The organism is Flavobacterium ardleyense, from assembly GCF_042686085.1.
Taxonomy (GTDB): Bacteria; Bacteroidota; Bacteroidia; order Flavobacteriales; family Flavobacteriaceae; genus Flavobacterium; species Flavobacterium ardleyense.
In genome coordinates this window covers 15,400-29,100 of sequence record NZ_JBHUOL010000006.1, presented here as the reverse complement: position 1 = coordinate 29,100, position 13,701 = coordinate 15,400, and the positions used below count along the sequence as shown (strand labels likewise).

General features: G+C 32.0%; 13 protein-coding genes. 6 read left to right on the top strand and 7 right to left on the bottom strand.

Annotated features, from left to right (window positions below):
* Entirely contained in the window at positions 1-567 is a 567-nt protein-coding gene (locus ACFSX9_RS01785) for a C40 family peptidase (RefSeq protein ID WP_379803634.1), read from the bottom strand.
* 105 nt (positions 568-672) lie between these two features.
* On the opposite strand from ACFSX9_RS01785, the gene uvrB reads away from it, so the two are divergent.
* Both uvrB and ACFSX9_RS01775 read left to right on the top strand, forming a co-directional pair.
* Positions 673-2,664 (top strand): excinuclease ABC subunit UvrB, encoded by a 1,992-nt coding sequence (uvrB, locus tag ACFSX9_RS01780; protein ID WP_379803632.1) that lies wholly within the window; start codon positions 673-675, stop codon positions 2,662-2,664.
* A gap of 2 nt (positions 2,665-2,666) precedes the next feature.
* Entirely contained in the window at positions 2,667-3,137 is a 471-nt protein-coding gene (locus tag ACFSX9_RS01775) for a DMP19 family protein (RefSeq protein WP_379803630.1), read from the top strand.
* Between the two features lie 82 nt (positions 3,138-3,219).
* Here ACFSX9_RS01775 and ACFSX9_RS01770 read toward each other — a convergent pair whose 3' ends face one another.
* The 3 genes from ACFSX9_RS01770 to ACFSX9_RS01760 form a co-directional block, all read right to left on the bottom strand.
* Positions 3,220-3,555: a hypothetical protein gene (locus ACFSX9_RS01770; protein ID WP_379803628.1), complete on the bottom strand. Its 336-nt coding sequence runs from the start codon at positions 3,553-3,555 to the stop codon at positions 3,220-3,222.
* A gap of 87 nt (positions 3,556-3,642) precedes the next feature.
* Positions 3,643-4,239 carry a PAS domain-containing protein gene (locus ACFSX9_RS01765; protein ID WP_379803625.1) on the bottom strand — a complete coding sequence of 199 codons (597 nt, stop codon included), beginning with the start codon at positions 4,237-4,239 and terminating at the stop codon, positions 3,643-3,645.
* Between the two features lie 520 nt (positions 4,240-4,759).
* Complete coding sequence (locus tag ACFSX9_RS01760) at positions 4,760-5,161, bottom strand: TerB family tellurite resistance protein (protein WP_379803622.1); 402 nt, start codon at positions 5,159-5,161, stop codon at positions 4,760-4,762.
* Positions 5,162-5,433: 272 nt separating this feature from the next.
* Between ACFSX9_RS01760 and ACFSX9_RS01755 the strand changes: the two genes are divergently transcribed.
* Positions 5,434-5,901, top strand: coding sequence for a DUF1456 family protein (locus tag ACFSX9_RS01755; protein ID WP_379803620.1), 468 nt, complete (start codon positions 5,434-5,436; stop codon positions 5,899-5,901).
* A gap of 263 nt (positions 5,902-6,164) precedes the next feature.
* On the opposite strand, the gene ACFSX9_RS01750 is transcribed toward ACFSX9_RS01755, so the two are convergent.
* Together ACFSX9_RS01750 and rho are read right to left on the bottom strand one after the other, a co-directional pair.
* Positions 6,165-7,661: a glycosyltransferase gene (locus ACFSX9_RS01750; protein ID WP_379803617.1), complete on the bottom strand. Its 1,497-nt coding sequence runs from the start codon at positions 7,659-7,661 to the stop codon at positions 6,165-6,167.
* 185 nt (positions 7,662-7,846) lie between these two features.
* Positions 7,847-9,652, bottom strand: a complete 1,806-nt coding sequence (gene rho / locus ACFSX9_RS01745; RefSeq protein ID WP_379803615.1) for a transcription termination factor Rho — start codon at positions 9,650-9,652, stop codon at positions 7,847-7,849.
* Between the two features lie 187 nt (positions 9,653-9,839).
* Between rho and ACFSX9_RS01740 the strand changes: the two genes are divergently transcribed.
* Positions 9,840-10,250: a DUF4293 domain-containing protein gene (locus tag ACFSX9_RS01740; RefSeq protein ID WP_379803612.1), complete on the top strand. Its 411-nt coding sequence runs from the start codon at positions 9,840-9,842 to the stop codon at positions 10,248-10,250.
* 93 nt (positions 10,251-10,343) lie between these two features.
* On the opposite strand, the gene ACFSX9_RS01735 is transcribed toward ACFSX9_RS01740, so the two are convergent.
* Positions 10,344-10,838 carry a metallophosphoesterase family protein gene (locus ACFSX9_RS01735; protein WP_379803610.1) on the bottom strand — a complete coding sequence of 165 codons (495 nt, stop codon included), beginning with the start codon at positions 10,836-10,838 and terminating at the stop codon, positions 10,344-10,346.
* A gap of 110 nt (positions 10,839-10,948) precedes the next feature.
* On the opposite strand from ACFSX9_RS01735, the gene truA reads away from it, so the two are divergent.
* The gene (gene truA, locus ACFSX9_RS01730) at positions 10,949-11,701 is read left to right on the top strand and encodes a tRNA pseudouridine(38-40) synthase TruA (RefSeq protein ID WP_379803607.1); all 753 of its coding nucleotides are present in this window, start codon (positions 10,949-10,951) and stop codon (positions 11,699-11,701) included.
* The gene (locus tag ACFSX9_RS01725; RefSeq protein ID WP_379803604.1) at positions 11,701-13,518 is read left to right on the top strand and encodes an ABC transporter ATP-binding protein; all 1,818 of its coding nucleotides are present in this window, start codon (positions 11,701-11,703) and stop codon (positions 13,516-13,518) included. Before truA ends, ACFSX9_RS01725 begins: the two co-directional genes overlap by 1 nt.
* Positions 13,519-13,701: the final 183 nt, after the last annotated feature.

The following is a 13,701-nucleotide window of genomic DNA, read 5'->3' as shown; positions in this document are numbered from 1 at the left end:
TTATTGATTGATAACATCAACCGCGTGCAAAAATCTTTTTGAATAATGAGTTGAATTCAAGTCGCTAATTGTTACTTCCATTACTTTTCCTGAAGATGCATGAATAAATTTAGAATTCATTCCGTTTGCTTCAGAAACTATTCCTAAATGTCCGACAGAATTTGTATCGCGATATCCTGTAAAAACTAAAACATCGCCAACTTTTACATTATTAATAGCTATTTTTCTACCATAATTTTTGAAACCACTTGAACTTCTAGGAACGGTAATTTTATAATTTTTAAAAACATAATTAATAAATCCCGAACAATCAAATCCTACTTTTGGATCTTGTTTTGCATATACATAGGGCGTTCCTAAAAAAGTAGTAGCAAAATGAATTAAATCTTTCCTGCTAATATCATCTCGAGTCCCACTGGCAACCTCAACAAATTCGTTTTTTAAATTATTCTCAATTTGAAAATTATCAATTTCAACAGCAGAAAAGTCTTCCGATGTTTTTTCGATTTTTAATTCGTGATGAGATTGAAAACTTAAAAATGCAGTTAATATAAAGATGATTTTCATAGGCTTAATTTAAAACAATAGTCAAAAATAATACATTCAAAATTGAATTGTGTTAAAATAAAATAAAACAGTTCTATTAACTATCTTTGTACTTTATAAAAATATATGAAATTCCAAGTCGTTTCCGATTATGTTCCTACTGGTGATCAACCTCAAGCTATTGAAAAATTAGCGAAAGGTATTATCAACGGTGAGAAATATCAAACCCTTTTAGGTGTTACTGGTTCCGGAAAAACATTTACGGTTGCAAATGTGGTTCAAGAAGTACAAAAACCAACTTTAGTTTTAGCACATAATAAAACTTTAGCCGCACAATTATATTCTGAATTCAAGCAATTTTTCCCTAATAATTCGGTACAATATTTTGTTTCGTACTATGATTATTACCAACCCGAAGCTTTTATTCCCGTTAGTGGAACTTATATAGAAAAAGATTTATCCATCAATGAAGAGTTGGAAAAACTTCGTTTAAGTACAACTTCTGCCTTACTTTCAGGTCGAAGAGATATTATTGTGATTTCGTCCGTTTCTTGTTTGTATGGTATCGGAAATCCGGTTGAATTCCAGAAGAACGTTATTAATATTGATAAAGGGGAACAAATTTCGCGAACTAAATTACTACACAAATTAGTTCAAAGTTTGTATTCGAGAACAGAAGCCGATTTTGGTCCTGGAAATTTTAGAATTAAAGGTGATATTGTTGAAATTTTTCCCAGTTATGGCGATGAACCGTTCCGAATTCACTTTTTTGGTGATGAAGTAGAAGAAATTGAAGCATTTGACTCGATTAATGCAAAAGTTGTGGAACGTTACGAAAAGCTTACAGTTTATCCGGCAAACATGTTCGTGACTTCACCCGATGTTTTACAAAATGCAATTTGGGCAATCCAGCAAGATTTGGTAAAGCAAGTTGATTATTTTAAAGAAATTGGGAAACATCTCGAAGCAAAACGATTAGAAGAACGTACAAATTTCGACTTAGAAATGATTCGGGAATTAGGTTATTGCTCAGGAATTGAAAACTATTCGCGTTATCTTGATGGAAGACTGCCCGGAACAAGACCTTTCTGCTTATTAGATTATTTTCCAGATGATTTTTTAATGGTTGTCGATGAAAGTCACGTTACCATTTCCCAAGTCCACGCCATGTATGGTGGCGATAGAAGTAGAAAAGAAAATTTAGTAGAATATGGTTTTAGATTACCTGCTGCGATGGACAATCGTCCTTTGAAGTTTGAAGAGTTTGAAGCTTTGCAAAATCAGGTGGTTTATGTTTCTGCGACTCCTGCCGATTATGAGTTACAGAAATCTGAAGGTGTTTACGTAGAACAAGTAATTCGTCCAACAGGTTTATTAGATCCTATTATTGAAGTGCGTCCAAGCGCGAATCAAATTGATGATTTAATCGAAGAAATTCAGTTGAGATGTGAAGCTGATGAACGTGTTTTAGTCACAACTTTAACCAAAAGAATGGCGGAAGAATTAGCAAAATATTTTACAAAAGTGGCTATTCGTTGTCGTTACATTCATTCGGATGTAGAAACTTTAGAACGTGTCGAAATTATGCAAGATCTGCGTAAAGGTATTTTTGATGTATTGATTGGAGTGAATTTACTTCGTGAAGGTTTAGATTTACCCGAAGTTTCGCTGGTTGCTATTTTAGATGCTGATAAAGAAGGATTTTTAAGAAGTCACCGTTCGTTAACGCAAACCGTTGGTCGTGCTGCCCGAAATGTAAATGGAAAAGCGATCATGTACGCCGATAAGATTACTGCTTCGATGCAAAAAACAATGGATGAAACTACTTATCGTAGAGAAAAACAAACCGCTTATAATACGAAACATGGCTTTGTACCAACAGCTTTAAAGAAAAGCTTAGGAAGTGCCTTAACCGGAAATTCTGTTTCGACTGGATATTATGAAAAAGAAGCATTAAAAGCGGCTGAGCCAGAAAGTTTATATCTTTCGAAACCAGAATTAGAGAAAAAAATTAGAGATTTGCGTAAGATGATGGAAAAAGCGGCTAAAGAATTAGACTTTATGCAAGCAGCAAAATTGCGTGACGATATAAAAGTACTACAAGATAAATTAAAATAATTATGAGTAAAATTGACAGCATTTTAAAATTAGAAGATGAAGTAGCAGTAATTGAGGCTATTGGAACACTAATTTGGGAGAAGAAAGAAGAAACACAAGATTTTTCAGCTTTAACAGATGAAGAAAAAGTATTTGTATTCATAGATATTTATGAAGGTGCAATGGGCCACGGTGGTTTTGAATTCTTTTTCAAATCTGAATCTGCTAATTTTGTAGAAGAAATTATTACTTCTTATTTAGAAATTAAAGCACCAAAAACAGCTGAATTAATTGCAAATGCAGTAAAATCTTTCCCGGGAACGTTTACTACAAATATGGAAGAACGTATTTCATTAATTGAAAAAGCAGATGAAGAAGTAATATCTGGTTGGGAAGATCTAGACGAAATGTTCTTTGAAAACGAAACGGAAGAAGATGTAGTAAGTCTTATCGTAGCGTACATCAAAGAAAATGAAGGTCAATTTGGACAATAATTGATTTTGTTATTAAATCAAAAAACTTCGCCTTAATCTACATGATGGGGCGAAGTTTTTCATTTATCTAAATAAGTTAGATTTAGTTATCAAGCTCTAAGAATAATTTTTCTAAAATATCACAGGTTACAAAAAACTCTTCAATTAGATATTCTGGAAGATAATCGTCTTTCTTACTTTTAAGATCGTAAATATCAACTGCGATTAAAAGATTCTTCTTAATGTAAAATTCTATCTTCTTAGCATTTTCAATTGCATCGAAATTTGGACGAACAAGCGTATTAAAACTAATTCCTAAATTATTCTCATCAAAAATAAATTTTGATTTTGGAATAGTAACGCCGCCAGTTTTTATAAATAGATCAATTTCTTTCTTCCAAATTGCCAACTGCGATTTTAATTCTATTGTAGTACTCATTTTTTAATAGTTTGATTTATAACTAAAACACTACCATTTACTGTTAGTACTTTAGCTGACTCATTTTAAAACAAAAAATAGGTTTTGTTATTTCTTTTTACTTCTGAAAAATCCAGAAAAGAATCCCTTTTTAACTTTGTTAAAATCGTCTTTACCAGTTGCTACTAAATGATCTACATATTCAGTATAGGTTTTGTTTCTTTCCTCTAAAAAACCATCTAAAAATGCTTCCGAAGCTTCCATTCCTGATGCTTCTTCTATTTGTACTAATTTTTTATACAAAGGATCGATATGCTTTGGAATAATTTCATCTTGATTTGGAATTGCTTTTCTTGTTCCGAAGTACGATATGATTTCACCTTCGTCATCGAAAATAGTTTTAAAATCAGTAATTACCCAGTAGTATCTTCCTGACTTTGTAAGGTTTTTAACAATTGCATGTACATTTTCACCCTTTTTAATCGTATCCCAAAGTAGTTTAAAGATGACTTTTGGCATGTCTGGATGTCTAATAACATTATGTGGCGCACCAATAAGTTCATATTCGTCATATCCTGAAATATCTATAAAAGCTTCATTAGCATATAGAATAAGTCCTCTTTTATCAGTTTTACTTAAAATTACTTTTGATTTGTTCCAGTCTACTTCTCTGTCTGATACCTTTGGTCGTACAATTGTGCTCATAGCTACTATTTAATATTTATTTGAAAGGGCAAATGTATAACTATACATCTTTGTATAAAATGACATATATCATCAAAATGGTATACATGATTTTTTACAAAAAATAAGAATACAAAATGCTATATATGAACAAATTACATTATTAAAACATAAAACAAACGATAATAATAACTTGAAGATAATTCACAAGTATACATATACCTTATTGAATACTTACATCATAGTCGATTGTCCCACCTAGAAAACATGCATTATACTGAAAGTAAGAACGAGTATTAATAAATGCATCCGAATTCTATTTTTTTTGATGATTAAATAAAATCAACAGTAACGAAGGTGTAATAGATTTTAAATTAATTTGCAAATTAGAACCTACAGGTGAAATGTAAAACAAAAAAAAACTTACGATAGCTTGATCGTAAGTTATATAAAATATTGATTTTGTATAATCTTTGTACAACATAATTGGATCAGTTTTTAATTTAATAAAAATGACCAACAAGTACAAGAGTAAGGTTAGCTAATTGTACTGTTCTGCAAAAACAGAAAGCAAAACGGCCCCATCAATCATCTGATTTGGAGATTTTTCCATTAATTGTAATACACGTTTGGTAGAATAAGGATTCAATCCCATATTAATACCAATTTCGTTTATTTTGATTAATTCTCTTTCGTGTAAAACACCGTCAGAATGCATTAATAATGCCAAACGATAAAACTGACATATTCTGTTGAATTCGTCTTTAATAACTTTTACTTCGCTGGGGTTCTTAAATAATTCTAAAAAAGTTGGCTTGTCGATTTCTAGTTGATTTGCAATAAGTTCTAAGAAATCATATTCTCTATCATGAAGCTGACCATCTACTAAAGCGAACGATATCATTTCTTGTAATAAACTTTTTCTTTCTTCGTAATTCTCCATCAAAATGCTTTTTTTATTTTGTGCTATATCAAATATAAAGATCTAAAGGGATTTATCCGCATTTACCTTCTATTATTTATCAACATTTATAATTAAGTATAAATAAAATAAGAGTAAGACTGTATTAGAATCTCTCTCCAATCTATGAATTTAAAATAATAAATTGAAGGACTGATTGAAACATAATGAAAAAAATATGAGTTAGAGAAATAGCAAAAGTGTATCTTTGTCCAGTTATAACGAAAGTGAATATTATAATTGAACTACATAAAATGAATAACAACGATATTTTTAAAAAATTACGCGTAGCATTGCAATTGCGTGACGAGCAAATCATTGAAATCCTAGAATTAGTAGATTTTAGAGTTTCTAAAGGAGAATTAGGCAATGTGTTTCGCAATGAAGACCACCCAAATTTTATAGAATGTGGTGATCAATTGTTGCGTAACTTTTTAAATGGATTGGTAATTCACCTTCGTGGTACTAAAGAAGACCCAAAACAACCGATGGAAGTTTTGAATGCTATTAAAGCCAGTAAAATTCCTTTATCAGATAGTAATAAAGATGATTCAGGCAAAGAGAAAAAGGTATATAATAAGGATGCTGCAAAAAAACCTTTTAAACCTAAAACGGGAGAAGCGAAAAAACCATTCGGAAAAGGAAAACCATCAGGAAAGAATGCAAAACCAGAAAACCCTGTAGAACGCTTCAAATTCAACTCAGGTAAAGATAAAAAGTAATATAAAATCTCAAGAAATTGAGATTTTTTTTTGCTCCTATTTTTAGTAATTATTCAATGTTGTAACTACTCTTTCTGATTAAGTACTAAATAACAAAGTAAATTATAAAAACCTACCTTGGTATAGAATTGCAAAATAATAGTATCGCTCAGGTTTTCATCTTTATTACTCTACTTAACCCTCGATATGTCATAAAACAAAGCAACTCCAGCCAAAGCTAGAGTCGCAATAAATAAACTTAACAAACTTATCTAAAACTAAAATTAATTAGTTAATTCTCTTGTTAGCCAACCGCTTTTACTTGCTGTGATAATAGCATAAGGTGTTATCCAGAACAAACCAAAAGCATAAAGCAAACTATATGAATATGCCCAAAATGATTCAGACAGTGAATATCTTTTTGCGTAGAATAAAACTTGAATACTAGAAAGCACTAAAATACTAAAAAGTGATGCCGTTATAAATAATAAGGGTTGAGCAACTATAAAGTAAATCATAAATAGAACTGCAGGATAAGCCATAACTAATTTAATAGACTGATCTAAAAACAATAGTCGTGTTCCAAATTTTGATCCTTTTCTGAAATTTTTAAAAATGTAATTAGTCATGTTTAAATTCTCTCTTACATTACTTCTTCCCCATCTAATAAACATTTTATATAATCCTGTATAGGTTTCAGGTACGTTCGTTAAAACATAAGCATTTCTCTGAAACAATACTTTGAAACCTTGCTGTAATATCATGTTGGTCATAGCTCTATCTTCTCCAATATCAGAAGCTTTACCCATAAAAGTTTGATTAATCCATTCTGGTAAACAATTAAACACTGCATCTCTTCTATAAGCTGCAAGTGCTCCTGGAGTACATAAAACTGATCCTAATGCACTTTCAGCTGATCTTACAAATTCGAAACTGAAAACAAAACTCACGTTCAACATTTTAGGAATTAATGCTTTTTCATTATTCAAAACTTGAACATTTCCTGCAACAGCACCACAATCTTCATTATGAACAAAAGGACTAACAAGATTTCTAAGTGTATCTGGCTTAACAATAGAATCACTATCTACCGTTACAAATATATCACCAGTCCCTACATTAAAACCTCTGTACAAAGCATGTCTTTTACCCATGTTTTTAGGTTGCTTGAAAATACTTAAACGATCTCCTAAAACATCTTTTGCTTTAAGAATCCATTCCCACGTATCATCTTTACTTCCATCGTCAATAGCTAAAATCTGTAATTTTTCTTTTGGATAATCACTATCTGCCAAACTTTTTAAAGTATGCCAAACTAATTCACCTTCATTATATGCAGGAACAATTACGGTACAAATTGGTAGTAATTCATCTGAAACCGATTCGATAGGTTTATATTTAATATACAAATACACACTGTAAAGAAATAAGGAAACCTTAAAAGCTAACAATGTCATTGTTACTATAAAAAAGGATTTTCCAAAACCTGTCGCCAATCGATCTGTATTAAACGATTCAAAATTTGGTTGTAAATAAAACATTAAAAAAGCAGCGCCAAACAATAATAAAAGTGTGCTGAACATAACTAATTTACCTTTTGGGTTAGCTTTGAATGACACATATTCTTGTTTTAAGAAACCACCGAAGTTAACTACGTTCTGAGACAAATTGGTAAAAACACCATTTGCAACATCGCCGTTAATTGGCAGAATAAAACTAAACAACTGATTCTGTCTTTTAAATGTTTTCTTTTGATCTGATTTTATGTTTTCTGAATTCATGGGGCTGATTTTTCTAATTAATAGTGCGAATAATTAATTAGAAGTAGGCAAGCCTTGTGCCAATTAAACAATCTCCTAGATATGAGCAGTTTAAATTATTTCGAAAAAAGAGAAGTGTGTAAGTTATACACACTTTGTTACTTTATGACCCAAAAAAAACTCCGATTGACATCGGAGTTTAAGTTTTATTGATTCATCGAAATTAGAAATTCTTCGTTGTTTCGAGTTTTCTTGAAGCGATCGTGTATAAAATCCATTGCCTCTACAGGGTTCATATCAGCAAGATACTTACGCATAATCCACATTCTATGAATTGTATTTTCGTCTAATAATAAGTCATCACGACGTGTACTTGAAGAAACTAAGTCGATAGCAGGGAAAATACGTTTGTTAGCAATTCTTCTATCTAACTGTAATTCCATATTACCTGTTCCTTTGAATTCTTCAAAAATAACCTCGTCCATTTTAGATCCTGTCTCCGTTAACGCTGTTGCGATGATACTTAATGAACCACCATTTTCAACATTACGAGCAGCTCCAAAGAAACGTTTCGGTTTTTGTAAAGCATTAGCATCAACTCCACCACTTAAGATCTTTCCAGATGCAGGTTGAACTGTATTGTAAGCTCTTGCTAAACGTGTAATTGAATCTAAAAGAATAACAACATCATGTCCACATTCTACCAAACGTTTTGCTTTTTCTAAAACGATATTAGCAATCTTTACGTGTTCTTGTGGTTCTCTGTCAAAAGTAGAAGCAATAACTTCACCCCGCACACTACGTTGCATGTCAGTTACCTCTTCCGGTCTTTCGTCTATTAGCAAAACAATTAAATAAACTTCTGGATGGTTAGCTGCAATTGCATTAGCAACATCTTTCAAAAGCATTGTTTTACCAGTTTTTGGTTGGGCAACAATCATTCCACGTTGTCCTTTTCCAATTGGTGAAAACAAGTCGATAATACGAGTTGAAATCGTACTACCACGTTCAGCCAAATTGAATTTTTCTGTTGGGAAAACTGGTGTTAAGTGTTCAAATGAAACTCTATCACGAACTACTTGTGGATCGTGACCATTAATTTTCAAAACTTTTACTAGTGGAAAATATTTTTCACCTTCTTTTGGAGGGCGAACTACACCTTTTACAGTATCTCCTGTTTTTAATCCGAATAAACGAATTTGAGAGGTAGATAAATAAATATCATCAGGCGAAGCTAAATAGTTATAATCTGACGAACGAAGAAATCCGTATCCATCAGGCATCATTTCTAAAACACCTTCGCTTTCAATAATCCCATCGAACTCAAAATCAGGTTCTCTGAAATTTGGCTTTTTACTTTGATGAGGCGCTTTTGGTGTGGGTGCTACAGTTGCAGTATTTGTTGGGATTCCAACAGTTCCTTCAGTACTAGAACTTTTCTTGTAATCAGGATGATTTGGATTATTTTGATTTGCCTTATGATTTGGATTCTTAGACAAATTCTTATCGTTTTGAGCAGCTTCCGCTGTTTCTAAAGACACTACTACTGGAGTTTCGGATGTTGAAGCTTCCGTAATTGCAACTTTCTTCGGTAAAGGTTTCTTTGCTTTTATTTCTTTAGCCGGAGCTTTAGGACTTGGTTTAGCAACGATCTCTTTAACTTCTTCTGCTTTAACTTCTTCTTCGATTTCTTCTTTAGCTTCTGGAGTTGTAACTTCAACTTCTTCAGGTAAATCTTTCAAAGGCTTCGAAAATAAGTCTTTTTTTATTTGAGGCGATTTACTTAAATCTTTTTTCGGTAAAATTCGGGCTCTTTTTTCTTTGGGTTGGTCGTCAGTTGTGTCTGGAGTTAAATCAGATTTGATCACTTCAGGTTTCGCTGCTTGTAAGTCTAAAATCTGGTACACTAAGTCGTCTTTTTTCAAAGATCGGTATTTATTGATTTTAGCTGTTTTTGCAATCTCTTGCAGATCAGAGAGTTTCATCTCCTTTAATACTTCAATATCAAACATAGATATAATGTAGAATAAAATTATTGAATTTGTTAAAACAAAAAATGATAGGTTATTTTTTGCTGTCTAAGGTATCGTAAAATGAAGTACTTACGCCTTATCCAATGCAATAGTACGAAGAAATTTCAAAATAACAATAGTTTAAATAAAAAAGAAGTACTATTTTTGCTCAACAAAACAATTAAATATGTTTCAAAGAATTCAAACGGTATATATGTTAATCAGTGCAATTGTAACTGGTGGTTTACCATTTGTTTTTCCTTTATGGACTGATAATCAAAAAAATGAAGTGTTTTTTACTTCATCAATTATATATATTAGTCTGTTTGTATTATCTACTGTTTTGGCTATTTATAGTATAATAAATTTCAAAAAAAGACAACACCAATTTGTTTTAAACAGATTGAATATGATATTTAACTTTATTTTACTAGGATTTTTTGTGTATTGGTCTCTAAATCTATCCGGAGAAGCTTTGGTTTCTGAGAAGGGTATTGGGATGTTTCTTCCTGCAATTTCTATCGTTTTATTAGTCTTGGCAAACAAGGCAATAAAAAAGGACGAAGATCTCGTAAAATCTGTAGATCGGTTGCGATAAACCTATCATCTTAGTTTATTAGTGCGAAGAAAAAATCCGAAGCGAAAGTTTCGGATTTTTTTGTTTTATAAAAATGTAAACTGATCACTAAAACTACTTCTTCCCTATTTCAATCACTTCTAAACTTTGAATTTTGTCGCCATCTATTTCAAAGCGCAACATGGTTCTGACTTGGTGAAAACCGTATTTTCCACAAGCACCAGGATTCATATGTAATAAATTCAACTTCTTGTCAAATTGTACTTTTAGAATGTGCGAATGACCGCAAATGAATAATTTCGGAGGATTCTTGTTGATTTCAGCACGAACATCCTGATTATATTTATCGGGGTAACCGCCAATATGCGTAATCCAAACATCAACTCCTTCACAAAAAAACCGATTGTTCAACGGGAATTCCATTCTTGCTTTATCGTCATCAATATTGCCATATACGCCTCGAAGCGGTTTTAAATTCTTAATCGTATCAGTAACTTTTAAATTGCCGATATCTCCAGCGTGCCAAACTTCATCGGCTTGCTCAACATATTTCAAAATAACATCGTCAATATGGCTGTGGGTATCGGATAACAGGAGGATTTTCTTCATACTGCAAATTTAGGTTTTTATTATTAAATTTTGAAATTGCAATTGCCTTTGAATTTTGTAAATTTGCATTCACATTTTACAATATACACTTTACATCATACCTTTTTAGCTTGAGATATTTCATAGAATTTGCATATAACGGAAAAAACTTTCACGGTTTTCAATGTCAGCCCAATGTTTCCTCAGTGCAAGAAACAATGGAGCAAGCACTTTCTACCTTATTAAGAGAAAAAATAGCAATTGTTGGTGCCGGAAGAACCGATTCTGGCGTGCATGCGAAACAAATTTATGCCCATTTTGAAACTGATCAGGAATTAGAATCGAAATATTGGACTAGTAAATTAAATTCGTACTTACCTCCTTCTATAGTAATTTATAGAGTTTTTCAAGTTTCCGATGAAGCTCACGCTCGTTTTGACGCGACTTCACGAACTTACAAATATTATATCCATTCGTATAAAAATCCTTTCCTTACCGAAGGAAGTTGGATGTATTCGCACAAATTGGATATGGAAAAAATGAATGAAGCTTGTCAGATTTTATTTGATTATACCGATTTTGAGTGCTTTTCGAAAGTTCATACCGATGTGAACACCTTTAATTGCGACATTTCGGAAGCATATTGGGAACAAACCGAAAATCAACTTATCTTTACCATCAAAGCCGATCGTTTTTTACGCAATATGGTTCGAAGCATAGTAGGAACAATGGTAAATATTGGTCTAGGAAAAATTGAAGTAGCCGATATGCATAAAATAATTGCAAGTAAAAACAGAGGAAATGCTGGTTTTTCAGTCCCGGCACAAGGTTTATATTTAGTAAACGTAACTTATCCTTATATAAAAGAAAGAGAAAATAAATAATGAGTAAAACAACAAAATCTTCATTCAATAAATTGTTAGCTTATGCGAAACCCTACAAAGGTAAATTATACTTTGTCGCGTTTTGGGCCATATTTTTAGCAATTATTACTGCTATAAGACCGTTTTTGTTGAATTTCACCATTGATAACTATTTAGTTGAATCGAAAAAAGAAACGAACATAATTCAGGCATATTTTGAAAGTTTTATGCAGTATTTCTTTTCAGGAAACGATAATTCTTCTAATCTTCAAATATTAGTTATAATAATGTTTATTGCACTTGTGCTGGAAGCTATGGCGCAATTTTTCTTCACTTATTTAGCCAATTGGTTAGGCCAGGACATTATTAAAGATCTTCGTGATAAATTATACAAACACATCAATTCGTTCAAAATGAAGTATTTTGATGTGGAACCTGTTGGAAAATTAGTAACTCGTGCCGTTTCAGATATCGAATCGATTGCAAGTATTTTCAGTCAAGGGTTATTTATGATTGTTAGTGATTTGCTGAAAATGATTATCGTAATTGTGTTTATGCTAGTCGTAAACTGGAAAATCACAGCAGTCGTTCTTTCGATTATGCCAATTATCTTGATTGCAACACGAATTTTCAATCGAAAAATGAAAGTTGCTTTTAAAGAAGTTAGAAATGAAGTTTCCAATTTAAATACCTTTATTCAGGAACGATTAACAGGAATGAAAATCGTACAACTTTTCAACAGAGAAAAAATCGAATTAGAGAAGTTCGAAGTAATCAATGAAAAGCACAACAAAGCTTGGTTGAAAAATATTTTATACAACTCCATCTTTTTCCCTATCGCTGATATTATTTCGAATATTAGTATTGGATTAGTGGTTTATTTTGGAGCGCTTTGGATTATAAATGGTGATACCGAAACTACTATTGGACAGTTAATTGCCTTCAATATGTACATTACGATGTTGTACAATCCGTTGCGTCAAATTGCAGACAAATTTAATGTAATGCAAATGGGAATTGTTGCTGCAGATCGTGTATTTGAAATTTTAGATACCGAAGAAAATGTTCAGGATAATGGTACGATTGAAGCTACGCATTTCAATGGAATTATCGATTTAAAAGACGTGCGTTTCAGTTACATCAAGAAGGAAGAAGTATTAAAAGGGATTAATTTACACGTTGATTCGGGCGAAACTATAGCAATTGTAGGAAGTACTGGAGCAGGAAAATCTACAATTATCAATTTATTGAACCGTTTTTACGAAATCGATTCTGGTGAAATCTTAATCGATAATCAAAATATTAAAAACTACACAATTTCAAGTCTTCGTAAGCGAATTGCTATTGTTTTACAAGATGTATTTTTGTTTTCGGACAGTATTTTAAATAATATTACGTTGCACAACGAGGCTATTTCGAGAGAGGATGTTATCGCTGCAGCGCAAAAAATTGGAGTACACGATTTCATTATGACTTTGCCAGGAGGCTATGATTATAATGTGAAGGAACGCGGTGTAATGTTGTCTTCGGGCCAACGCCAGTTGATTGCTTTCTTGCGTGCTTATGTAAGTAATCCAAGTATTTTAATCTTAGACGAAGCTACTTCTTCTATTGATACACATTCGGAAGAATTAATTCAAAAAGCAACGGAAACGATTACTAAAGGAAGAACTTCTATTGTAATTGCTCACAGATTAGCTACGATTATTAACGCTAGTAAAATCATCGTGATGGATAAAGGCCAAATTGTAGAAGCAGGAACCCACTCGGAACTGGTATTAAAACCAAACGGTTATTATAAAAAATTATACGATTCGCAATTTGCGGTTGAAGTTTAGTAGTTTTTAAAATTAACTATTATACACTTACTAAAGTTTTTTTTTTGTGAACTTAGTGCATTTCCTAGTGGACTTAGTGGTTAAACTTTTCTAATTTTTTCCTGCAACTGAAATTCTCTCCGACCTTGCTCTTGATTTGAAAAAAATGCTTAAATTCGCACATTAAATAAAACCGAAAAAAGT